We start from the raw sequence: 23,099 nt of genomic DNA, 5'->3' as shown, positions 1-23,099 counted from the left end.
ACAGCAGCTGTCCGCAAGGGGCCGTAGCGTCTGTGGTGTCGGAAAGCCCGGGAGGCGCTCCCGGGGGCAGGACCCCAGAGAGGCGGACACCATGGTCACCCACGTCAACGCGGAAGCCCACGGCGACGAGCGCGGCGCACTCCTCGCCTTCGTGGAGGCCCAGCGCGGCGGCGTCCGCCGCTCGGTGCTCGGCCTGGACGACGAGCAGGCCAAGGCCCGCCCGAGCGCCAGCGAGCTGACCCTCGGCGGCCTGGTCAAGCACGTCGCGGAGGTCGAGCTGAACTGGCTGCGCATGGCCCAGCAGAAGCCCAACGAGCGCCAGCGCACCGAGGAGACCTGGGCCGAGGGCTTCCGGCTCGTCGAGGGCGAGACCCTCGCCGACGTCCTCGCCTTCTGGGCGGAGGTGGCCGCCGAGACCGAGGAGTTCATCCGCTCCGTGCCGAGCCTGAACGACACCTTCCCGCTGCCCGAGGCGCCCTGGTTTCCCAAGGACGAGGCCGTGTCGATGCGCTGGCTGATGCTGCACCTGGTCGAGGAGATCGGGCGGCACGCGGGCCACGCCGACATCATCAGGGAGTCCCTCGACGGCAAGACCGCCTTCGAGCTGGTGGCGCTGGAGCAGGGCTACCCTAGTCAAAGTTGATGAATGTGACGGAAGGGTGCGGTCAATGTCGGCGATCCGGCTGCTGGTCCTCGGGGCCGTCCGCATGCACGGGCGGGCGCACGGCTACCAGGTGCGCAACGACCTGGAGTTCTGGGGCGCCCACGAGTGGTCCAACGCCAAGCCGGGCTCGATCTACCACGCGCTGCGGCAGATGGCGAAGCAGGGCCTGCTCGTCGAGCACGAGACCGCACCCTCCACGGCGGGCGGCCCGCCCCGCACGGAGTACGAGATCACCCAGAAGGGCACCGACGAGTACCGCGCCCTGCTCCGCGCGGCGCTGACCACCGTCGCCCACGACCAGAAGTCCGACGTGCTCTCGGCGGGGATCGGCTTCATGGTCGACCTGCCGCGCGAGGAGGTCGTCTCCCTCCTCAAGGAGCGCGTCAGCGCCCTGGAGGACTGGCGCCACTCCGTCACTGAGTACTACATCCCCGAGGACGGCCCCGAACAGCTCGGGCACATCGGCGAGATCATGAACCTCTGGGTGCACTCCGCCGACGCGGGCAAGGAGTGGACCAAGGCCCTCATCGAGCGGATCGAGAACGGCGCGTACGTGTTCTCCGGAGAGGGCGAGCCGTTCGTCGGCGTGCTGGCCGACGACGAGGAGAACCCCTTCGCGACCGGGGAGAAGCACCCCGGCGACGACCGCTGACCACACCCCCTAGGCGTGCCCGCCACCGTGAGCACTCACTGATCAAGTTTGACTAACCGCACTCCCGGGCAGTAGCGTCCTCGCCTAGTCAAACTTGACTACAGGTGTGCGGGCTGGAGGGAGCCGGATGACGGACGCGATCGTCCTCGCGGGCGTACGGAAGCGGTACGGCGACAAGGACGCCCTGGACGGGCTCGACCTGGTGGCCGGGCGCGGCACGGTGCACGGCGTGCTCGGCCCGAACGGCGCGGGCAAGACGACGGCGGTGCGGATCATGTCCACGCTGCTCAGGGCGGACGAGGGCCGCGTGGAGATCGCCGGGCGCGACGCCCGGCGCGAGGCCGACGCGGTGCGCCGCCGCATCGGTCTGCTCGGCCAGCACGCGGCGGTCGACGAGGAGCTGAGCGGCTGGCAGAACCTGGAGATGTTCGGGCGGCTCCACCACCTGGGCGCCCGGCGGGCGCGCGAGCGGGCGGACGAGCTGCTGGCCCGCTTCGGCCTCGCCGACACGGGCCGCAAGGCGGTCAGGCAGTACAGCGGCGGCATGCGGCGCCGCCTGGACCTCGCGGCGTCGCTCATCACGGAACCGGAGGTGCTGTTCCTGGACGAGCCCACGACCGGCCTCGACCCACGCGGCCGCGCGGAGGTGTGGGAGGCGGTCCGCTCCCTGGTCGGCGGCGGCACCACGGTGCTCCTGACCACGCAGTACCTGGAGGAGGCCGACCAGCTGGCCGACCGCATCTCGCTGGTCGACCAGGGCCGGGTCATCGCGGACGGCACGGCGGACGAGCTGAAGGCGCGCACCGGCGGCGACCGCATCGACGTGGTGGTGCGGGACGCCGCCCACCTGGTGCGGGCGGCGCGGCTGCTGCCCGGCCCGCCGGGCGACGTGACGGTGGACGCCGACCGCCGCCTGGCCAGCGCGCCCGTCACTGACCGCATGGCGGCCCTCACCCGGGTCGTACGGGCCCTGGAGGAGGAGGGCATCGAGGCGGAGGACGTCGCGCTGCGCAGGCCGACGCTCGACGAGGTGTTCCTGAGCCTGACCGGACGCGTGAAGGAGGCCGTAGCGGCATGAGCGCCACCACGAGCGGTACGTCGGTGAGCTGGGCGCTGGCCGACTCCTGGACCATGACCCGGCGCGAACTCGCCCACTGGGCGCGGCAGCCCGTGCAGGTCCTGGTGGGTCTCGTCTTCCCCGTGATGATGCTGCTGATGTTCAACTACCTGATCGGCGGCGGCAAGGGCATCCAAGGTGACTACGCCGAGTTCCTGGTCCCCGGCATGTTCGCGCTGACCATGGTGTTCGGCCTGGACGCCACGATGGTGGCGGTCACCACCGACCTCAACAAGGGGGTCGTGGACCGCTTCCGGTCGCTGCCGATGACCAACGGCGCCGTCCTGGTGGGCCGTTCGGTCGCGGACATGCTCCAGTCCTTCGTGTCGCTGCTCGTCATGATGGGCGTGGGCCTCACGATCGGCTGGCGCTGGCACGGGTCCCTCGCCGGGGTGGCCGGGGCCGTGGGGCTGCTGATGCTCCTGCGGTTCGCGATGCTGTGGCTCGGCATCTACCTGGCGATGGTCGCGGGCAGGCCGGAGCTGGTCACGGCCGTGCAGATCCTGGTGTGGCCGGTGGGCTTCCTCTCCAACGCGTTCACCGTGCCGCAGAACATGCCGGGGTGGCTGGGCGCGACCGTGGAGTGGAACCCGATGTCGGCGACCGCCACGGCCGTCCGGGACCTCTTCGGCAACGACCCCGGGGTCACGGGCACGTCCTGGGCCGCCGAGCACGCCCCCGCCCTCGCCCTCACCTGGCCGATCCTCCTGACCGCCCTGTTCCTCCCCCTGGCAGTACGCCGCTTCACGGCCCTGAGCCACTAGGGGGCAACCCTCGCGGGGGGCGCCCCAGACCCGCCCCTTCCCCGAAACCATGGGGCTCCGCCCCCTGGCACCCCCGAAGATCGGCCTGGCGGCCTCGTCCTCAAACGCCGGACGGGCTGAAACTCTGCCGCGACCGGCAGAATCCAGCCCGTCCGGCGTTTGAGGACGAGGCGCGGAGCGCCAATCAAGCGGCGCCGGGCGCCCACGCCAGGAAAGGGCGCCCCCCCCGCGAGGGCCCCCTAGTGGTGGAACCCCGTCGCCGCCCCCCGGTCCCGCGTCAGCGGACGCGGCTGGCGCCGCAGCTCCGGCAGCAACCGCCCCAGGTCCTCGAGGAACAGCGCGGCGAGGTCCGAGGAGAACCCGTTGCGGCACACCACCCGCAGTACGGCGAGGTCCTCCCGATGCGCCGGAAAGGCGTACGCGGGCACCAGCCACCCCCGCTCCCGCAACCGCCGGGACACGTCGAAGACGTCGTACGCCGTCACGTCCGACGCCGTGGTGAACGCGAACACCGGCAGCTCGTCGCCCCGCGTGAGCAGCCGGAAGTCCCCGAGCGCCTCGATCCGCCCGGCGAGCGTCCGGGCCACGTCCCGGGACGCCCGCTGCACCGCCCGGTAGCCCTCGCGGCCGAGCCGCAGGAACGTGTAGTACTGGGCGACGACCTGCGCGCCGGGCCGGGAGAAGTTCAGGGCGAACGTCGGCAGGTCACCGCCCAGGTAGTTCACCCGGAACACCAGCTCCTCCGGCAGCTCCGCGGGCGAGCGCCACAGCGCCCAGCCGACGCCCGGGTAGACGAGCCCGTACTTGTGCCCCGAGGTGTTGATCGACGCCACCCGCGGCAGCCGGAAGTCCCACACCAGGTCCTCGTCCAGGAAGGGCGCGACCATCCCTCCGGAGGCGCCGTCGACGTGCACGGGGACGTCGAGGCCGGTGCGCTCCTGGAGGGCGTCCAGGGCGGCGCAGACGTCCGCCACGGGCTCGTACGAACCGTCGTACGTCGACCCGAGGACCGCGACGACCCCGATCGTGTTCTCGTCGCACAGCGCGGCCGCCGCCTCCGCGGAGAGGTGGAACCGCTCGCCCTCCATGGGCACCTGCCGCGCCTCCACCTCCCAGAAGTCGCAGAACTTCTCCCAGCACACCTGCACGTTCACGCCCATCACCAGGTTGGGCCGGGCCTCGCGCGAGGGGTAGCGGTCGGCGTTGCGCCGCGCCCAGCGCCGCTTGAGGGCCATCCCCGCGAGCATGCACGCCTCGCTGGAGCCGGTCGTGGAGCAGCCGACGGCCGCCGCCGGGTCCGGCGCGTGCCACAGGTCGGCGAGCATCGCCACGCAGCGCCGCTCCAGCTCGGCGGTGCGCGGGTACTCGTCCTTGTCGATCATGTTCTTGTCCCGGCACTCCGCCATCAGCACGCCCGCCTGCGGCTCCATCCACGTGGTGACGAAGGTGGCGAGGTTCAGCCGCGAGTTCCCGTCGAGCATCAGCTCGTCGTGGACCAGCTGGTACGCCGTCGCAGGCGGCAGCGGGTCCTTCGGCATGCGGTGCTTGGGCGGGGCCTCGGTCATGCCGCCGACCGGGTTGGCCTCTCCGAAGAAGGGGTTCACGGACAGCGGACGCTCGTCACGGCGGTCGTCCGCGCCACGGTGCAGCGCCATGGCGGTGCCTCCGGGTCGCTCGGGGCTCTCCCGGTCACCGTAGGCGGGCACCACGGACACGGCACCCCGGGAGAGGGGGCTTGCACCTCACGCGACGTGAGGACGCACGCTGGTCCACGTCAGGGAGAGGAAAAGGAAAGGAAAGGTGACGGCGGTGAGCTACTCCGTCGGACAGGTGGCGCGCCTGGCCAAGGTCACGGTGCGCGCCCTGCACCACTACGACGAGATCGGGCTCCTCGAGCCCAGCGAGCGCAGCCACGCCGGACACCGCCGCTACAGCGACACCGACCTGGACCGCCTCCAGCAGATCCGCTTCTACAGGGAGCTGGGCTTCCCCCTGGAGGAGATCGCCGTGCTGCTCGACGACCCCGCGGCCGACCCGCGGGAGCACCTGCGGCGCCAGCACGGGCTGCTCACCGAGCGCATCACCAAGTTGCAGGAGATGGCCGCGGCCGTCCAGACCGCCATGGAGGCGAGACGCATGGGCATCGACCTCACGCCCGAGGAGAAGTTCGAGGTCTTCGGAGACTTCGACCCCGACCAGTACGAGGAGGAGGCGCGGCGCCGCTGGGGCGACACGGAGGCGTACGCCGAGTCGCGCCGCCGCACCGCCGCGTACACCAAGGACGACTGGCAGCGGATCAGCACCGCCATGGACGCCCTGCACGCCCGCATGGCGGACCTCCTGGATGCGGGGGCGCCCGCCGCGTCCCCGGAGGCGATGGACGTCGCCGAGGAGCACCGGCTGCTGATCACCGGCAGCTCCTACGACTGCTCGCACGAGATGCACGCCTGCCTCGGCGACATGTACGTGGCCGACCCGCGCTTCACCGCCACCTACGAGGCGATCCGCCCGGGCCTCGCCGTGTACCTGCGGGACGCGATCGCGGCGAACGCGGCGCGGCACGGGGCGTAGCCGCCGCGCGAGGGGAAAGCCGCCGCGCGAGGGGGAAGCCGGGGAGGCCGGGAGGGAACCTGTGCCGCGCACCTCGCGTTGATAACTTTGGGCGGCGGCCGAAGGGCGGCACCCCGCATCCCCCTCACACCCACAGGAGCCCGGAACCGTGCAGACGCTTGCGCTCGGACCAAGCTGGTTGGATCCGGACTACCTCCTCAACGAGTTCGGCCTGTGGGGCCTGCTGCTCATCGTGTTCGCCGAGTCGGGCCTGCTCATCGGCTTCTTCCTGCCCGGCGACTCGCTGCTGTTCACCACGGGCCTGCTGATCACCACGGACAAGCTGGACGTCCCGCTGTGGCTGGCCTGCGTGCTGATCTCCCTGTCGGCGATCCTCGGTGACCAGGCGGGGTATCTCTTCGGCAAGAAGGTCGGCCCATCTCTGTTCAGGCGCCCGGACTCGCGCCTGTTCAAGCAGGAGAACGTGACCAAAGCGCACGAGTTCTTCGAGAAGCACGGCCCGAAGTCCCTGGTCCTGGCCCGCTTCGTGCCGATCGTGCGGACGTTCACGCCGATCATCGCGGGCGTCAGCGGCATGCGGTACCGCTCGTTCATCACGTTCAACATCATCGGCGGCATCCTGTGGGGCGCGGGCGTCACGCTGCTCGGCGCCTGGCTCGGCAAGCACGAGTTCGTCCACAAGAACATCGAGGCGATCCTGATCCTGATCGTCCTCATCTCGGTGGTGCCGATCATCATCGAGTTCCTGCGGGCCCGCTCCCAGAAGAAGAAGGCGAACGCCCAGGCCCCGGCGGCTCCGGCGGCCCAGACGCCCCAGGACGACGCCCCCGAGGCCGCCCACCAGTACCAGCAGCGGCACCCCCAGCAGTCCCCGTCCCAGCAGTCTCCGTACCCCGGCCAGCAGCAGTCCCCGTACCCGGGCCAGTACCCCGACCAGCCCCAGTACCAGTCCCAGCAGCCGCAGTACCAGTCCCCGCAGTACCAGCAGCAGTACCAGCACCCGTACCCGGGCCAGCAGCCCCAGCACCAGCAGTACGGCGGCCGCCCCGACACCCAGCAGTACGCGCCGCAGTACGAGGGCCAGCAGCAGTACGAGGGCCAGCAGTACGACCCCCAGTACCAGCCCCAGTCCCCGTACCCCCACGACAACCAGTACGACGGGCAGTACGGAAACCAGTACGGCAACCAGTACGAGGGCCAGTACGAGGGCCAGTACGGCGCGACCAGCCAGCAGCACCAGGGCCAGCAGCCGTATCCGTACCAGCAGGCCCCGTACCAGGGCCAGCCGGGGCAGCAGGGCCAGCACCCGCAGGGCCAGCGCCCCCAGCACCCCGACCAGCACCCCGAAGAGCCCCGGTACTGAACGGCTGACTGGACGGCTGGCTGAACGGCTGGCTGACCGGCCCCAAGGGCTGCTAGAAGCCGCGCGTCCGCTTGGCCGCGCGGCGCCCCTGCGGCGACGACTGCCGCGGCGCCTTCAGGAAGAGCCGGGACAGCTCACCGCCGAGGTTCACGCCGATGGCGATGGCGAGGGCCAGCGCGGCGGCCTTGGACAGCGAGGCGAGCCCGGGGTTGAGGTTGTTCCGGGCGATCTCCAGGAGCCCGAAGTACGTGGCGCTACCGGGCAGCAGCGGCCCGATCGCCGCCGTCACGTACGGCAGCGCGGACGCGAACCGGTAGCGCGACAGGAGCTGGCCGAACAGGCCCACCAGGCCCGCCGCGACCGCCGTGGCCGCCACCGGCGAGATGTCCCCGGCCCGCGCGAGCGCCCCGAAGACGACCCAGGCGACCCCGCCGTTGAGCGTCACGAGCAGCACAGTGGAACGTTCCTGCTGGAGCAGGATCGCGAACGCCAGGCTCAGCGCCATGGACGCGACGATCTGCACCACCGGCCGGTCCGTGGAGTGGATCGACGTCTCCGGGTTCAGACCCGCGTCGAGCTGCACGCCCAGATAGAGCACCATCAGCACGCCGCAGACGATCCCGACGATCAGATACCCGACCTCCAGGAGCCGGGCGGCGGCGGTGATGTAGTAGCCGGTCAGGCCGTCCTGCACGCCCGCCACCAGCGCCCGCCCGGGGATCAGCGCGAAGAGCCCACCGGTGATCACCGCGGAGGCCCGTACGTCCGGCAGGTCGAGCAGGCTGATCGCCACGCCCATCGCGGCGGGCGGCATCGCCGCCACCACGAACTGGTAGAACTCCGGCAGCCCGCGCCCCGCGCACAGCCACGCGAGCCGGTCCCCGAGCATCGCGCCCACGGCGGCCGCCACGAACACCACCAGGCCACCGCCGACCAGCACGGACGCCGCGCCCGCGAGCAGCCCGCCCGCGGCCGTGAGCGCCCACCCGGGGTAGGGGTGCCGGTTGCGGCGGATCTCGGCGAGGCGCCGGTAGGCCTCCTCCAGGGAGACGTCGACCTCTTCGGAGCTGATGTCGTCGACGAGCTGGTAGACGGCCTGGAGGCGCGTGTAGTCGGTGCCCCGGCGGCGCACCGTGCGCGACGCCGACACGGGGTCGTCGACCAGCGACGGCTGGTACGAGATCGCGATCAGCGTGAACGTGACGTTCGGCTCGCAGCGGTCGAGGCCGTACGAGTGGGTGACGGCGAACATCGCCGCCTCCACGTCCTCCGCGCCCTCGCCGCCCGCGAGCAGCAGCTCCCCGATGCGCAGCGTCAGGTCCAGGACGCGCGGCACCGCGGGCCCGGCGTCGTCCTCGTGCCGCTGCGTCGGCTCGGGCGCGGGGCGCTCGGCGACCGGTGTGCGCAGCATGGTGCGCATCCGGTCCTGCCAGGGCGCCTCCTTGGTGAGGCGGACGATGGGCACGCCGCCGGGCGGAGTGAAGGCGGGCGGCGCCTGCTTCGCCGTGTACGTCTGCGGGGGTGTGAACGCCGAGGACTCCTTGGTGTCCTCCGGCGTCGGCGGCAGCGTCAGACCCGTCGGAATGGTGAACTCCGACGACGGGTGGTCATCCTCCGGCACGGTCGCCTGGTCCACGCCGCCCACCGGTGCGAAGGCGCTGCGCGCCTCGTCCGACAGCGGCTTGCGGTCTTCCTCCTCCGGTTCCGCCACGATCCCAGCCTCGCTCATGTGTACGTACGTCTCGTGCGCACCTTACGTACGTCAGTATGCGCAGTGACGCACGAGCGAACACATGAGCGGGCCGCGTGACCCGGAGAAGGTCACGCGGCCCGCTCACGCCCGCGGCCCCGCTCAGGGGCCGGGCGTCGTCGCTCAGTGGCCGCCCTGGGCCTCGAAGCGCTTGTACGAGGCCTCGATCTCGGCCTCGGCGTCGGCGCGGCCCACCCAGTCGGCGCCCTCGACGGACTTGCCGGGCTCCAGGTCCTTGTAGACCTCGAAGAAGTGCTGGATCTCCAGGCGGTCGAACTCGGACACGTGGTGGATGTCACGCAGGTGCTCCACGCGCGGGTCGGAGGCCGGGACGCACAGCAGCTTGTCGTCGCCGCCCGCCTCGTCCGTCATCCGGAACATGCCGATGGCGCGGCACTTGATGAGGCAGCCGGGGAAGGTCGGCTCGTCCAGGATGACCAGGGCGTCCAGCGGGTCGCCGTCCTCGCCCAGGGTGTTCTCCACGAAGCCGTAGTCCGCCGGGTAGCTGGTGGACGTGAAGAGTCGACGGTCCAGGCGGATGCGGCCGGTCTCGTGGTCGACCTCGTACTTGTTCCGCGAACCCTTCGGAATCTCGATGGTGACGTCGAACTCCACGGGTGGCTCCTCCATGATCAGCACATACTTCGGGTGATTAAGTGTCCCTCACGCAGATGTGTGATCGCGAAAGGGGCAGGTCGTCGTGGACGAGCGCAAGCCTTGGCAGCGGCCTCGACGGCTGCTGCGGCGCCTGGGGCGGCTTGTCGTCAAGCCTCCCGCGCACCTCAGGACCTGGCAGGTCACGGCGGGCTCCGCCGCCACGGGCCTCGCCGTCGCGGCGGTGGCGGTCGTCGCGGCGGGACCCTGGGACTCCTCGGGTCAGCGTACGGCGGAGCGGGACCGGGCGGTTGCCCTGGACAGTGGGGGTGGCGCAGATCACGTAGGCGGAGCCGGGGGCGGGCGCCCCGCGCCCCCGCCGTCCTCGCCGGGCTCAAGCTGGGCAAGGGCGGTCCCGAGGGGGCCGCCGCGCCCGGCCGCGAGGCCCTCGCGGACGCCCTCGCGCCGATCCTCAAGGAGCCCGCGCTGGGCCCCGAGCGCTCCGCCGTCGTCGTCGACGCGGCCACCGGCAGGCGCCTGTACGGCAGGGGCGCGGACGACGCCCTGACGCCCGCCTCCACCACGAAGATCGCCACGGCGGTCGCGGTGCTCGCCGCCGTCGGACCCGACCACCGCCTCACCACCAAGGCCGTCGTCGAGCCCGGCTCCCGGGACGTGGTCCTCGTCGGTGGCGGCGACCCGACCCTCACCGCCCGCAGGACGGGCCGCTACGTGGAGAGCGCCGCGAGCCTGCGCGACCTCGCCGACGACACCGCCCGCGCCCTGAAGAAGCGCGACACGGGCCCCGTGACGCTGTCGTACGACACCTCCCGGTACTCCGGGCCGCCCCGGCACCCCATCGGGCCCAACGAGAACATCACGCCCGTCAGCGCCCTCATGGCCGACGAGGGCCGCCTCGACGACTCCTCCTCGGGCCCGGCGCCGCGCACCGACGACCCCGCGGGCGACGCCGCCCGGAAGTTCGCCGACCTGCTGCGGGACCGGGGCGTCGACGTCAAGCGCGACCTCGGCCCCGGCAAGGCGTCGGACCGCGCCCGCACCCTCGCCACGACCGCGTCGCCGCCGGTGTCCGCCCTCGTCGAGCGCATGCTGACGCACAGCGACAACGACATCGCGGAGGCCCTGGCCCGCGAGACGGCGTACGCCGATGGCGAACCCGCCAGCTTCGACGGCGCCTCCCGGGCCATCCGGGCCCGCCTGGGCAAGCTCGGACTGCCGCTGCGGGGCGCGGAGTTCGCCGACGGCAGCGGGCTCGACCGGGACGACCGGCTGACCCCGCGGCTGCTCGCCGCGCTCCTGGCCCGCGCCGCCGACCCCGACCACCCCGAGCTGCGCCCGGTCCTCACCGGCCTGCCCGTCGCGGGCTTCACGGGCACCCTCGTCAACCGCTACCCGAAGGGGTCGCCCGGCACCGGGGTCGTCCGCGCCAAGACCGGCACGCTCACCGGCGTCAACACCCTGGCCGGGACCGTCGTCACCGCCGACGGGCGGCTGCTGGCGTTCGCCTTCATGACCACCGGCACGACGGATGCCCACGGGGCGCAGGCCGCCCTCGACGCCATGGCCTCGGCGACGGCCACCGCCGACCGCTGACCCGCCCCTCGCCCACCCGCCCGCCCGTGACCGTCTCGCGCGGGGCCCAGGCCCCTGGCGGGGGTCCGCCGCCGTTGGCGCCTGCGGGTGTGTGGGTGGTGTTCCTTGCCCACCCGCCCGCCCGTGACTGTCGCGTGTGGGGTCGGGGCCCCTGGCGGGGGTGCGCCGCCGTTGGCGCCTGCGGGTGTGTGGGTGGTGTTCCTTGCCCACCCGCCCGCCCGTGGCTGTCTCGTGTGGGGTCGGGGCCCCTGGCGGGGGTCCGCCGCCGTTGGCGTCTGCGGGTGTGTGGGGGGGGCTTTCCCGCCCACCCGCCCCTGTACCCGCACCCGCCCACGGCGGCGTACCCCCGTCAGGGGCGGCCCCCTCGTGTCGGGGGTACGGGTGGGCGGGTGGGAAAAGGAACTCCCACGGAGCCGCGGGCGCCGACGGTGGGTCACCCCCACGAGGGGCGTCCACGTCCCCGGTGGGCGGTGCCGGGCGGGCGGGTGGGCGAGCAACCCCATAACGCAGGCGCAGCCAACCACGTACCGTTGACGGCATGACGAGCCTCGGTGGTGCGGAGATGGTCGACTGGAATCTCGCGGTGGCGACCGCGACCCGGCTCGTGCGGCCGGGCCCGGAGGTGAGCCGGGACGAGGCCCGCGCGGTCGTCGCGGAGCTGCGACGGCACGCCAAGTCCTCGGAGGAGCACGTCCGTTCGTTCACCAGAATGGGGACGGACGAGATCCACGACACCCCCGTCCTGGTGGTGGACCGCGCGGGCTGGGTCCGCGCGAACGTGGCGGGCTTCCGCGCGGTGCTGAAGCCGCTGCTGGAGAAGATGAAGGACCGCCGCGGCAGCGGCCCCGGCGGCGCCGTCCTGGGCGCGGTCGGCGGCAAGGTGACGGGCGTGGAGCTGGGCATGCTCCTGTCGTTCCTGGCGTCCCGCGTCCTCGGCCAGTACGAGACGTTCGCCCCGGCGACCCGCGACCTGCCCGCGGGCGCCAACGGCGGCGGCCGCCTCCTCCTCGTAGCACCGAACATCGTGCACGTGGAGCGCGAACTCGACGTGGACCCGCACGACTTCCGGCTGTGGGTGTGCCTGCACGAGGAGGCGCACCGCACGCAGTTCTCCTCCGTGCCGTGGCTGCGCGACCACCTGGAGAGCGAGATCCAGGCGTTCCTGGGGGAGACCGACGTCGACCCGATGACGGTCCTCGAACGCGTCCGCGAGGCCGCCCAGAGCCTCGCGGGCGGCCGCCCCGAGGCCGAGGAGGACGACGGCGGCCGCTCCTTCGTGGACCTGGTGCAGACCCCGACGCAGCGCGAGATCCTGGCCCGCCTGACGGCCGTCATGTCCCTCCTGGAGGGCCACGCGGACTACGTGATGGACGGCGTCGGCCCCGGTGTCGTGCCGTCGGTCGGCGAGATCCGGGAGAAGTTCAAGGAGCGCCGCCAGCGCGGCGCGAGCCGACTCGACCAGGCGCTGCGCAAGCTGCTCGGCCTGGACGCCAAGCTGCGGCAGTACCGCGACGGGGAGCGCTTCGTGCGCGCCGTCGTGGACGAGGTCGGCATGGACGGCTTCAACCGCGTGTGGACCTCTCCGAACACACTGCCCACCAAGGCGGAGATCGCCAAACCAGCGGACTGGGTCGCGCGGGTGCACCGTAGGGCAGACTGAGCGAGGGGATGCGGCAGGCGGCAGGAGAACGCCCCCGCTATCACCCGTCCGAGGGACCGTGAGCCATGGGTAGGCGTGCAATGCTCGGGTAACGGCTCGGTTCTGTCACCATCGACACACTCTCAGTGACCGAACTCGTGAGGTTCAAGTGAACGGGAGCCACGCGAGAGGCCGCTGACTGACTGACCCGACGCTCACCCCCCGAACTTCACGAAGGGAACCAACCGGAATGGGTCCCCATCCTGCGGTCGCGGCGATACGCCTGGCGGTGCGCCGCGTACTCCACGACGTCCTGACCGACCTGGCCGCCCAGAGCGACCTCGCCGCCCCCCGGACCGCACACCCCCCACTGCCCCCACACCCCGCCCTCACCGCGCAGGCCCCCCAGGCCCTCCAGGCCTCCCGGGCCTCCCAGGCCCGCCAGCTCCACGCCACGCGGCCCGCTGAGCCCCCGCAAGCCCCCAGGACCCCTCAGCAGGCGCGCCCCGACCAGGCCCGCCCCGTACGCGAGCGGCAACGCGAGCAGCAGCCCCCCGCGCCGCTCGGGCCCCCCGCGCCGCTCGTGCTCGTCGCGTGCTCCGGCGGTGCCGACTCGATGGCGCTCGCCTCCGCCCTCGCCTTCGAGGCCCCCAAGCTGGGCCTGCGCGCCGGAGCCGTCACCGTCGACCACGGCCTGCAGCCCGGCTCCGACCTGCGCGCCGCCGAGGTCATCGCGCGCATGACCACCCTCGGCCTCGACCCGGTCGAGTCGCTCGCGGTGTCCGTGGGCCGCGACGGCGGCCCGGAAGCCGCCGCCCGCGACGCGCGGTACGCCGCGCTGGACGCCGCGGCGGACCGCCACGGCGCGGCCGCCGTGCTCCTCGGGCACACCCGCGACGACCAGGCCGAGACGGTCCTGCTCGGCCTCGCCCGCGGCTCCGGCATCCGCTCCCTGTCCGGCATGGCCGCCGTCTCCGGCCGCGGCGGCCGCTACCGCCGCCCCTTCCTGCACATCGACCGCCAGACCGCCCGCAAGGCCTGCATGGTGCAGTCCCTGCCGGTCTGGGACGACCCGCACAACGCCGACCCGGCCTACACCCGCTCCCGCCTGCGCCACGAGGGCCTGCCCGCCCTGGAGAAGGCGCTCGGCAAGGGCGTCGTGGAGGCGCTGGCGCGCACCGCGCAGCTCTCCCGGGACGACGCCGACGCCCTGGACACCTGGGCCGCCCAGGCGGAGGCCTCCGTGCGGGACGCGTCCGGGCGCCTGGAGTGCGACAAGCTGTTCGCGCTGCCGCCCGCCGTGCGCCGCCGCATCGTGCGCCGCGTGGCCATCGAGGCGGGTGCCCCGGCGGGCGCGCTGTTCGCCCGGCACATCGAGGAAGTCGACCGTCTGATCACCGGCTGGCGCGGCCAGGGGGCCATCAATCTCCCGGGCAAAGTCGTCGCGCAGCGGCAGGGTGGCAGACTGGTGATCCGGCAAGGCTGACGCGGGACACCGTGCGGAGACGGTTCGAAGACCGTTTCCAACCGTTTCCGACCGTTTTCCGCGGGCCGGTGGGACGACCGAAAGTGATGCGGGTGGACGCGAAAGACATGGGCACCGACCTCCAGTCGGTGCTCATCACCAAGGAAGAGATCGACGCGAAGCTGGCCGAGCTGGCCGCGAAGATCGACACGGAGTACGCGGGCAAGGACCTGCTCATCGTGGGCGTCCTCAAGGGCGCTGTGATGGTCATGGCGGACCTGGCGCGCGCCCTGTCCACCCCCGTCACCATGGACTGGATGGCGGTGTCGTCGTACGGCGCGGGCACCCAGTCCTCCGGCGTGGTCCGCATCCTCAAGGACCTGGACACCGACATCAAGGGCAAGCACGTCCTGATCGTCGAGGACATCATCGACTCCGGCCTGACCCTGTCGTGGCTGCTCTCCAACCTCGGCTCGCGCGAGCCCGCCTCCCTGAAGGTGTGCACGCTGCTGCGCAAGCCGGAGGCAGCGAAGGTCGCCATCGACGTGGAGTGGGTCGGCTTCGACATCCCGAACGAGTTCGTCGTCGGCTACGGCCTGGACTACGCCGAGAAGTACCGCAACCTCCCCTTCGTCGGCACCCTCGCCCCGCACGTCTACGGGGGCTGACGCCCGTCCGCGGGCGGCTGCCGCCGCGGCGGACGGCGGGCGCGGACGGGGCAGACGGCGGACGCCCGGGAACCCCCGGCCGTTTCCTGCCGTTGGAGCATGCGAAGGCGGGATTGCCAGCCGTCCCGTGCGGCTTCGGGTGACAATGCTGGGGTACCGTCCGAAGAACAGTCTTTATCAAACTCACTATGGCAGGAGGTACGGGGCGGCATCGCTCCGTGTGGATGGACGTGAAGCGATACTTCCGTGGGCCAGTCATGTGGATCGTGCTGGCCGTCCTTGCCGTGGTCGTGTTGATGCAGGTCGTCGGTTCGGGCGGCGGCTACAAGACGGTGGACACCGGCCAGGTCGTGCAGGCCATCGACGACAACAAGGTCGAGTCGGCCAAGCTCACGACCGGTGACGATCACACCATCAAGGTCGAGCTCAAGGACGGCCAGAAGGTCAAGGGCAGCAGCAAGATCCAGGCGAGCTACATCGGCGACCAGGGCGTCGAGATCGCCAAGATGCTGCAGGCCAAGTTCGAGGACAAGCAGATCCCCGACGGTTACACCGTCTCGCCGTCGAAGCAGAACCCGTTCGTCGGCATCCTGCTGTCCCTCCTCCCCTTCGTCCTGATCGTCGTCGTCTTCCTGTTCCTGATGAATCAGATGCAGGGCGGCGGCAGCCGGGTCATGAACTTCGGCAAGTCCAAGGCGAAGCTCATCACCAAGGACACCCCCAAGACGACGTTCGCCGACGTCGCGGGCTCCGACGAGGCGGTCGAGGAGCTCCACGAGATCAAGGAGTTCCTCCAGGAGCCCGCCAAGTTCCAGGCCGTCGGCGCCAAGATCCCCAAGGGCGTGCTGCTCTACGGCCCGCCCGGCACGGGCAAGACGCTGCTGGCGCGTGCCGTCGCGGGCGAGGCGGGCGTCCCGTTCTACTCGATCTCGGGTTCCGATTTCGTCGAGATGTTCGTCGGTGTCGGTGCCTCCCGTGTCCGTGACCTGTTCGAGCAGGCCAAGGCGAACGCCCCGGCGATCGTCTTCGTCGACGAGATCGACGCCGTCGGCCGCCACCGCGGCGCCGGGCTCGGCGGCGGTCACGACGAGCGCGAGCAGACGCTCAACCAGCTCCTGGTCGAGATGGACGGCTTCGACGTGAAGGGCGGCGTCATCCTGATCGCCGCCACGAACCGCCCGGACATCCTCGACCCGGCCCTCCTGCGCCCCGGCCGCTTCGACCGGCAGATCGCCGTCGACCGCCCGGACATGCAGGGCCGTCTGGAGATCCTCAAGGTCCACCAGAAGGGCAAGCCGGTCGCTCCGGACGTCGACCTCGCGGCGGTCGCCCGCCGCACCCCGGGCTTCACCGGCGCGGACCTGAGCAACGTCCTCAACGAGGCCGCCCTGCTCACGGCCCGCAGCGACAAGAAGCTCATCGACAACCACATGCTCGACGAGGCCATCGACCGCGTCGTGGCGGGCCCGCAGAAGCGGACCCGGATCATGTCCGACAAGGAGAAGAAGATCACCGCGTACCACGAGGGCGGACACGCCCTGGTCGCGGCGGCCTCACCGAACTCGGACCCGGTCCACAAGATCACGATCCTGTCCCGTGGCCGCGCCCTGGGCTACACCATGGTCCTGCCGGACGAGGACAAGTACTCCACCACGCGCAACGAGATGCTTGACCAGCTGGCGTACATGCTGGGCGGCCGTGCCGCGGAGGAGCTGGTCTTCCACGACCCGACCACGGGCGCCGCGAACGACATCGAGAAGGCGACCGCGACCGCCCGCGCCATGGTCACGCAGTACGGCATGACCGAGCGCCTTGGCGCGATCAAGTTCGGCGGTGACAACACGGAGCCGTTCCTCGGCCGTGAGATGGCGCACCAGCGCGACTACTCGGAAGAGGTCGCGGCGCTCGTCGACGAGGAGGTCAAGAAGCTCATCGAGACGGCGCACAACGAAGCCTGGGAGATCCTCGTCGAGAACCGCGACGTCCTCGACAACCTGGTGCTCCAGCTCCTGGAGAAGGAGACGCTCGGCAAGGAGGAGATCGCCGAGATCTTCGCCCCGATCGTCAAGCGTCCGGCCCGCCCGGCCTGGACGGGCTCCACGCGGCGCACGCCGTCGACCCGTCCGCCGGTGCTCTCCCCGAAGGAGCTGGCCCTGACGAACGGCGCGAACGGAGCGGGTCCCGCGGTCACCGCGGGCGAGTCCGAGGGCTCGTCGTCGATCGAGGTGGCCCCGGAGGACCGCCCCGAGAGCTGACCCCGCCGGTCTCATCAGGCCCGGAATGGATGCCGTGCCCCCCTGGTTCTAGCCTGGGGGCGCGGCTGTTTCGGCCGTTCGCAGGCACCAGAACCAGGAACGAGGCATACATGACCGACCCCGTGACGCTGGACGGCGAGGGCTCGATCGGCGAGTTCGACGAGAAGCGGGCCGAGAACGCCGTGCGGGAGCTGCTGATCGCGGTCGGCGAGGACCCTGACCGGGAGGGCCTGAAGGAGACCCCGGGCCGGGTGGCGCGCGCGTACAAGGAGATATTCGCGGGCCTGTGGCAGAAGCCCGAGGACGTCCTGACGACGACGTTCGACCTGGGCCACGACGAGATGGTCCTGGTGAAGGACATCGAGGTGCTGAGTTCCTGCGAGCACCACCTGGTGCCGTTCGTGGGCGTCGCCCACGTCGGCTACATCCCGTCCACGGACGGCAAGATCACCGGCCTGTCGAAGCTCGCCCGGCTGGTGGACGTCTACGCCCGCCGCCCGCAGGTCCAGGAGCGGCTGACCACGCAGATCGCGGACTCCCTGATGGAGATACTGGAGCCGCGCGGCGTGATCGTGGTCGTCGAGTGCGAGCACATGTGCATGACCATGCGGGGCGTACGGAAGCCCGGGGCGAAGACGATCACCTCCGCGGTCCGGGGTCAGCTGCGGGATTCCGCTACGCGGAACGAGGCGATGAGCCTGATCATGGCGCGGTAGCCCCCTGCGGGGTTCATCGCGCTGGCGCGCTCGTCCTCACGCGCCGGACGGGCTTCTTCCTCCCGCCCACCCGCCCCTAGAAGGCGCGGGTGGGCGGGCAAGCGAGGCACCGACCGCGGGGACCGCTAGGCGGCGGGCGCGGCCCCGCCGTGTTCGTCGTCGCCGTTCTCCGGCAGCTTGCAGACCCGTTCCAGGAAGAACGCCGCCGCTATCACGGCGATGCCCGCGAGGACCGAGAAGCCCGCGTAGTACGCCTGGTCGCGGCGGGCCGGGACGTCCAGGAACTCCAGCATGAACACGCCCACGCCGCCGTACATCCCGCAGACGAGGGCGGCGACCAGGGCGCTGGCCTGGCCGAAGACGACCGCGCGGGCCGCCATCAGCGGCTCCACGCCCTTCGCGCCGGGGCGCCGCTCGCGCTGGGCGCGCAGCCGGGCCCGCAGCGAGATCGCCGTGGCGAGCAGCACCACGGCGATCAGGGCGAGGACGATGGGCGCGGCCAGCGGGACGCGCGGCAGCGTGCCCAGGGAGTCCCACAGGCGGGCGCCCGCCCAGGACAGCACTCCGGCGACGACGAAGAGGCCGGCCAGCGTCCTCACGCGCAGTTGCTTCATTGCGGGGGTCGCCCCTTGTTCCTGTTATGTGCGGCGGGTGGTCATCGGGCCAACGTCTACTCGGGCAGCCTGAGTTCCAGGTCGGCGCGGGGGGTGACGCCCTCGCGGGTGACCTCGGCGAGCAGGTCGGCGACCGGGCCGCGGCCGGTGAGCTTGGCCTCCGGCTCCAGGTCGTACCAGGGGGCGAGCACGAAGGCGCGCTCGTGCGCGCGCGGGTGGGGGAGGGTGAGCACCGGGTCGTCGGAGACCACGTCGGCGTACGCGACGATGTCGACGTCGATGGTGCGCGGGCCCCAGCGCTCGTCCCGGACGCGGTGGAAGGCCTCCTCGACCGCGTGCGCCCGCTCCAGGAGGGAGGACGGGGAGCGTGGTCTTCACGACCACGACCGCGTTGAAGTACGAGGGCTGGCTGCCCGGCTCGACGCCCCAGGGCTCCGTCTCGTACACCGGGGAGACCGCTTTGACGCGCAGGCCCGGGGTGTCCTCCAGGGCGTCGACGGCGCCCTGGAGGGTCTCCAGGCGGTTGCCCTGGTTCGACCCGAGGGAGAGGACGGCTCGCTGGGGGTTGGAGAGGGTGGTGTCGGCGGCGTCCACCTGCTCCACGACGGAGGCGGGCACCGGCTGGACGGTGGGGTCGCTCTGGGGGGTCATACGCGGCTCCGGGTGATCGTGACGGTCACGTCGTCGAACGGGACGGTGATCGGGGCGTCCGGTTTGTGCACCGTGACCTCGACTTCCAGGACCCCCTCGTGCTTCAGGCAGGTCTGGGCGATGCGCTCGGAGAGCGTCTCGATGAGGTTCACCGGCTCGCCCTCGACCACGGCCACGACCTCCTCCGCCACGATGCCGTAGTGCACGGTCTTCGCCAGGTCGTCGTCGGCCGCGGCCGCTCGGGTGTCCAGACCCAGGACCAGGTCCACGATGAAGGTCTGGCCCTCCTCGCGCTCCCGCGGGTAGACACCGTGGTGCCCGCGGGCCTTCAGGCCGCGCAGCGCGACACGATCCACGCGAATCACTCCTGACTGTCGTCGGTATGGCCGGTTCCCGCCGAGTGCGGTCGGCACACCAGCCTCAGTCGAATCTACCTGCGAGCACCGACAGTGTTCGCCCACGGGGGCCGCCGCGGGCGGGGGCACGGCCCGTCCACGGGGGTTCCCGGTGCCCCTACCCACCGTGGCGGCGGCCGCCACCCACTCATGCGGGTGTCTCGCCGTCCTCGTCGTCACCGGACTCGGCGAGCACGGGGGACGCGTGGTGTGACCACAGCTTCCAGCCGTCGGGGGTGCGGCGGAACACGTTCGTGGCGACCACCAGCTGGCCGACGAGCGGCCCCAGCTCGTCGCCGCCGTCGGGCGCGGGGCCGCCGCTGAGGATGTTCTCCGTGCAGGTCACCAGGGCCGTGTCGGCCATGACGCTGACGCGCACGTCGGTGAGGAAGAACTGGATGTACTCCGTGTTCGCCATGATCAGGGCGTACGACCTGAGGACCTCGCCGCGGCCCGTGAGCACCGGCCAGCCCGGGTGGACGCAGGAGATCGCGGGCCCCTGGTCGGCGGAGTCCTCGCCGTCACCCTCGGCGTCCCCGGCCTCCCCGGTGTCCGCGGCCTCCCCGGTGTCCGCGGTGTCCGCCGCGTCTACGGAGTCACCGGTGCCGACGGCGGCCGCGCCCCCGGAGGCGCGGCGCACGCGGTCCGGCGTCTCGCCGGGGGCGGCGTCGGCGAGGTCCGCGGCGTCCAGCCACAGGTCGGACAGCTCGTCGAAGTCGCCCCGCTCCAGCGCTTCGTAGAAGGCGGTGTTGGCCAGCTCGACCTGTTCGACGTCCGTACGGGCCCGGGTCACCGCACCGCCGCCGCTCCACCGGCACCGGCCGGGCCCGCGTCGCCCGCCGCCTGGGTGACGGCCCGCGCGACGCGCACCGCGTCCGCCGTGGCCCGCACCTCGTGGACGCGGACGGCCCAGGCGCCCTGGTGGGCGGCGATCGCGGAGATCGCGGCCGTAGCGGCGTCCCGCTCGCGCGCGGGCGGCGGAGAGCCCTCGGGGCCCGCCAGGACCCGCCCGAGGAACCGCTTGCGGGACGCGGCGACCAGCAGCGGGCGGCCGAGCGAGCGCAGCCGGTCGAGGCGGGCCACGAGCGCCAGGTCGTGCTCGGCGTCCTTGGAGAAGCCGAGGCCCGGGTCGACGACGATCCGCTCGGGCGCGATGCCGCCCGCGACGGCCGCCTCCACGCGCGCGTGCAGCTCGTCCACCACTTCGGAGACGACGTCCTCGTACACGGGCCTGGCGTGCAGGTCGGTGAGGAAGCCGCGCCAGTGCATCACCACGAACGGCGCTCGCGCGGCGGCCACCACCGGCACCATGTCGGGGTCGGCGAGCCCTCCGGAGACGTCGTTCACCAGGACCGCGCCCGCGGCGAGGGCCTGCTGGGCCACGGAGGCCCGCATCGTGTCCACCGACACCGTGACGCCCTCCGCGGCCAGGCCCCGTACGACGGGGACGACGCGCCGCAGCTCCTCGTCCTCGTCCACGCGGGTGGCGCCGGGGCGCGTCGACTCGCCGCCGACGTCGACCAGGTCGGCGCCCTGGGCGACCAGGTCGATGCCGTGCTTGACGGCGGCCGCGGTGTCGAACCAGCGACCGCCGTCGGAGAAGGAGTCAGGGGTGACGTTCACCACGCCCATGACCGCGCAGCGGTCCCACTGCGGCAGTCCCTCGACGATTCCCCGCCCGCGCAACGTACTCATGCCTCAAGCGTAGGCCCGCGCGGGAGCCCGCTACGCCGCCCGCACCTCGTGCTCGGCGGCCTTGGCCGTCTGGTGCGGGCAGGGGCGGGGTCCGGCGGCCCTGCGGCGCAGGAACCGCGGCAGGGCCAGCGTCACGAAGCCCTCGGCCTGCATCGCGGCGAAGCCGATGCGGGGCAGGTCGCTGCTGGCGCGGTAGACCACGAAGCGGGGCTCCCAGCGCGGCTGGAACTTGGCGTTGAACTTGTACAGCGACTCGATCTGGAACCAGCGCGACAGGAAGACCAGCAGGCCGCGCCAGGCGCGCAGGACCGGGCCCGCGCCCAGCTTCTCGCCGCGCGCGAGGGCGGCGCGGAACATCGCGAAGTTCAGCGAGACCTGCTTGATGCCCAGCTTCGGCGCGGCCTGGAGCGCGGCCACGATCAGGAGTTCGTTCATGCCCGGGTCGGCCGAGCGGTCGCGGCGCATCAGGTCGAGGGAGACCCCGTCCTTGCCCCACGGCACGAAGTGCAGGACGGCCTTCAGGTCCCCGTAGGGGCCGGGCGCCTCGTCGGCCTTGTGGGCGGTGGCGATCAGACAGTCGCCGTCGGCCGGGTCGCCGATGCGGCCGAGCGCCATGGAGAAGCCGCGCTCGGTGTCGGTGCCCCGCCAGTCGTCCGCGGCGCGCTGGATCCGCTCCAGCTCCTGCTCGCCGAGGTCACGGATGCGCCGTACGCGCGTCTCGTACCCATTGCGCTCGATCCGCTTGACCATCTGGCGCACGTTGCGCATCGCGCGCCCGGACAGGGAGAAATCCGCGACGTCCACCACCGCCTCGTCCCCCAGCTCCAGGGCGTCGAGGCCGGTCTCGCGGGTCCAGACGTGCCCGCCGGTCTCGGAGCAGCCCATGACGGCCGGGGTCCAGGAGTGGGCCTTGGCCTCGTCCATGAAGCGCTCGATGGCGCCCGGCCAGGCCTCGACGTCGCCGATCGGGTCGCCTGAGGCGAGCATCACACCGGAGACGACGCGGTAGGTGACGGCGGCCTTGCCGCTGGGCGAGAAGACCACGCCCTTGTCGCGGCGCAGCGCGAAGTGGCCGAGGGAGTCGCGGGCGCCGTGCTTGGCGAGCAGCTCGCGCAGCCGGGTCTCGTCGTCCTCGGTGAGCCGCGCGGCCGGGTGCTCGGGGCGGAACGCCAGGTAGATGGTGGTCAGGGCGGTGAGCAGGCCGAGCGCGCCGAGCGAGTAGCCGACGGTCCAGGGGGTGCGGCCGGTGTAGTCGACGGGGCCCTCGACTCCGAAGAGGCCGTACAGGACGTGCATCAGGCGCTCGGAGATGCTGGGGTCGCCGACGACCTTGTCCGGGTGGACGCTGACGATCACCAGGCCGAGCGCGATGGACCCGGCGCCGAGGACCACGAAGTTGGCGAGCGCCCGCCAGCGGCTGCGCGGGTCGGGCAGGGCCGCGAACTCGCCGCGGTGGCGCAGCAGCAGCGCGAGCAGCGCCAGCGAGATGACCGCGCCGATGATCGAGTGCCGGTAGGCGAACTGCGCGACGGCGCCCGCGGGGAGCAGCACGACGGCGGCCCGCCAGGCGCGCCGCTTGTGGCGCCGGAGGCCGTGTGCGAGCAGGAGCAGCAGGACGCCGCAGCTCAGCGAGAGGGCCGCCGCGAACGGCCCGAAGGTGCCGGGCAGGATCTCGGCGACGGTGTGCAGCTTGCTGTGCCGGAAGCGCGGGAACACGCCCGCGGCGATGTTCAGCAGGCCGACGAACGTACAGGCTCTCGCGACCAGGACGGGGACGGACTCGGGGCGGGGGCCGCGGAGGACACGGCGCAGCCTGCCGTCCTTACCTGGAACCGCATCCGACATTTCCCCATCTATCCTGACAGACATCGCATCCCGTAGTTCTGCGAGAGAGCTTGATCCGGTACCAAAA

At 72.2% G+C, this 23,099-nt stretch carries 19 protein-coding genes and 2 pseudogenes; 12 read left to right on the top strand and 9 right to left on the bottom strand.

What is annotated here, in order from left to right; translation table 11 throughout:
• Positions 1–91 precede the first annotated feature (91 nt).
• The 4 genes from ACOBQU_RS17125 (at position 92) to ACOBQU_RS17110 (ending at position 3,197) form a co-directional block, all read left to right on the top strand.
• Positions 92–643: a DinB family protein gene (locus ACOBQU_RS17125; RefSeq protein ID WP_423627934.1), complete on the top strand. Its 552-nt coding sequence runs from the start codon at positions 92–94 to the stop codon at positions 641–643.
• Positions 644–668: 25 nt separating this feature from the next.
• A complete protein-coding gene (locus ACOBQU_RS17120) occupies positions 669–1,316 on the top strand; it encodes a PadR family transcriptional regulator (RefSeq protein ID WP_423627933.1) in 648 nt (215 codons plus the stop codon).
• 127 nt (positions 1,317–1,443) lie between these two features.
• Positions 1,444–2,394 (top strand): ATP-binding cassette domain-containing protein, encoded by a 951-nt coding sequence (locus ACOBQU_RS17115; protein ID WP_423627931.1) that lies wholly within the window; start codon positions 1,444–1,446, stop codon positions 2,392–2,394.
• On the top strand, positions 2,391–3,197 hold the full coding sequence (locus ACOBQU_RS17110) for an ABC transporter permease (RefSeq protein ID WP_423627929.1): 807 nt from the start codon (positions 2,391–2,393) through the stop codon (positions 3,195–3,197). The genes ACOBQU_RS17115 and ACOBQU_RS17110 overlap by 4 nt, the downstream gene beginning before the upstream one ends.
• Before the next feature lie 239 nt (positions 3,198–3,436).
• On the opposite strand, the gene ACOBQU_RS17105 is transcribed toward ACOBQU_RS17110, so the two are convergent.
• Positions 3,437–4,852 (bottom strand): glutamate decarboxylase, encoded by a 1,416-nt coding sequence (locus ACOBQU_RS17105; RefSeq protein ID WP_423627928.1) that lies wholly within the window; start codon positions 4,850–4,852, stop codon positions 3,437–3,439.
• 154 nt (positions 4,853–5,006) lie between these two features.
• On the opposite strand from ACOBQU_RS17105, the gene ACOBQU_RS17100 reads away from it, so the two are divergent.
• On the top strand, positions 5,007–5,768 hold the full coding sequence (locus tag ACOBQU_RS17100; RefSeq protein WP_423627926.1) for a MerR family transcriptional regulator: 762 nt from the start codon (positions 5,007–5,009) through the stop codon (positions 5,766–5,768).
• Positions 5,769–5,916: 148 nt separating this feature from the next.
• Positions 5,917–7,131 carry a DedA family protein gene (locus ACOBQU_RS17095; RefSeq protein WP_423627925.1) on the top strand — a complete coding sequence of 405 codons (1,215 nt, stop codon included), beginning with the start codon at positions 5,917–5,919 and terminating at the stop codon, positions 7,129–7,131.
• 52 nt (positions 7,132–7,183) lie between these two features.
• Here the strand turns inward: ACOBQU_RS17095 and ACOBQU_RS17090 are convergent, their stop codons facing one another.
• Positions 7,184–8,860, bottom strand: coding sequence for a threonine/serine ThrE exporter family protein (locus ACOBQU_RS17090; RefSeq protein ID WP_423627924.1), 1,677 nt, complete (start codon positions 8,858–8,860; stop codon positions 7,184–7,186).
• Positions 8,861–9,004: 144 nt separating this feature from the next.
• Positions 9,005–9,496, bottom strand: coding sequence for an inorganic diphosphatase (locus ACOBQU_RS17085; RefSeq protein ID WP_423634555.1), 492 nt, complete (start codon positions 9,494–9,496; stop codon positions 9,005–9,007).
• 124 nt (positions 9,497–9,620) lie between these two features.
• On the opposite strand from ACOBQU_RS17085, the pseudogene dacB reads away from it, so the two are divergent.
• The 6 genes and pseudogenes from dacB to folE all read left to right on the top strand — a co-directional run bounded on the left by dacB (position 9,621) and on the right by folE (position 17,832).
• Positions 9,621–11,089: pseudogene (gene dacB / locus ACOBQU_RS17080) on the top strand (D-alanyl-D-alanine carboxypeptidase/D-alanyl-D-alanine endopeptidase).
• 538 nt (positions 11,090–11,627) lie between these two features.
• A complete protein-coding gene (locus ACOBQU_RS17075; protein WP_423627923.1) occupies positions 11,628–12,749 on the top strand; it encodes a zinc-dependent metalloprotease in 1,122 nt (373 codons plus the stop codon).
• Positions 12,750–12,978: 229 nt separating this feature from the next.
• A complete protein-coding gene (gene tilS / locus ACOBQU_RS17070) occupies positions 12,979–14,214 on the top strand; it encodes a tRNA lysidine(34) synthetase TilS (RefSeq protein WP_423627921.1) in 1,236 nt (411 codons plus the stop codon).
• An 86-nt stretch (positions 14,215–14,300) separates the two neighbouring features.
• Positions 14,301–14,861, top strand: coding sequence for a hypoxanthine phosphoribosyltransferase (hpt, locus tag ACOBQU_RS17065; protein ID WP_423634553.1), 561 nt, complete (start codon positions 14,301–14,303; stop codon positions 14,859–14,861).
• Between the two features lie 224 nt (positions 14,862–15,085).
• The gene (gene ftsH, locus ACOBQU_RS17060) at positions 15,086–17,116 is read left to right on the top strand and encodes an ATP-dependent zinc metalloprotease FtsH (protein WP_423627919.1); all 2,031 of its coding nucleotides are present in this window, start codon (positions 15,086–15,088) and stop codon (positions 17,114–17,116) included.
• Positions 17,117–17,226: 110 nt separating this feature from the next.
• On the top strand, positions 17,227–17,832 hold the full coding sequence (folE, locus tag ACOBQU_RS17055) for a GTP cyclohydrolase I FolE (RefSeq protein WP_423627918.1): 606 nt from the start codon (positions 17,227–17,229) through the stop codon (positions 17,830–17,832).
• A 125-nt stretch (positions 17,833–17,957) separates the two neighbouring features.
• Here the strand turns inward: folE and ACOBQU_RS17050 are convergent, their stop codons facing one another.
• The 6 genes and pseudogenes from ACOBQU_RS17050 to ACOBQU_RS17025 all read right to left on the bottom strand — a co-directional run bounded on the left by ACOBQU_RS17050 (position 17,958) and on the right by ACOBQU_RS17025 (position 23,032).
• Complete coding sequence (locus tag ACOBQU_RS17050) at positions 17,958–18,446, bottom strand: DUF3180 domain-containing protein (protein WP_423627916.1); 489 nt, start codon at positions 18,444–18,446, stop codon at positions 17,958–17,960.
• Positions 18,447–18,502: 56 nt separating this feature from the next.
• A pseudogene (gene folK / locus ACOBQU_RS17045) lies at positions 18,503–19,097 on the bottom strand (2-amino-4-hydroxy-6-hydroxymethyldihydropteridine diphosphokinase).
• Positions 19,094–19,453, bottom strand: a complete 360-nt coding sequence (gene folB / locus ACOBQU_RS17040) for a dihydroneopterin aldolase (protein ID WP_423627914.1) — start codon at positions 19,451–19,453, stop codon at positions 19,094–19,096. Before folB ends, folK begins: the two are co-directional and overlap by 4 nt.
• A 187-nt stretch (positions 19,454–19,640) precedes the next feature.
• Positions 19,641–20,285, bottom strand: a complete 645-nt coding sequence (locus tag ACOBQU_RS17035; RefSeq protein WP_423627912.1) for a nuclear transport factor 2 family protein — start codon at positions 20,283–20,285, stop codon at positions 19,641–19,643.
• Positions 20,282–21,187: a dihydropteroate synthase gene (gene folP, locus ACOBQU_RS17030; RefSeq protein WP_423627910.1), complete on the bottom strand. Its 906-nt coding sequence runs from the start codon at positions 21,185–21,187 to the stop codon at positions 20,282–20,284. Before folP ends, ACOBQU_RS17035 begins: the two co-directional genes overlap by 4 nt.
• A 30-nt stretch (positions 21,188–21,217) precedes the next feature.
• Positions 21,218–23,032, bottom strand: a complete 1,815-nt coding sequence (locus tag ACOBQU_RS17025) for a phosphatidylglycerol lysyltransferase domain-containing protein (protein ID WP_423627908.1) — start codon at positions 23,030–23,032, stop codon at positions 21,218–21,220.
• Positions 23,033–23,099 lie beyond the last annotated feature (67 nt).

The sequence above is a fragment of the Streptomyces sp. G45 genome (assembly GCF_049542095.1).
Taxonomy (GTDB): domain Bacteria; phylum Actinomycetota; class Actinomycetes; order Streptomycetales; family Streptomycetaceae; genus Streptomyces.
Note: the sequence above shows the minus strand (reverse complement) of the source record. Positions and strands in the feature narration are given on the sequence as shown.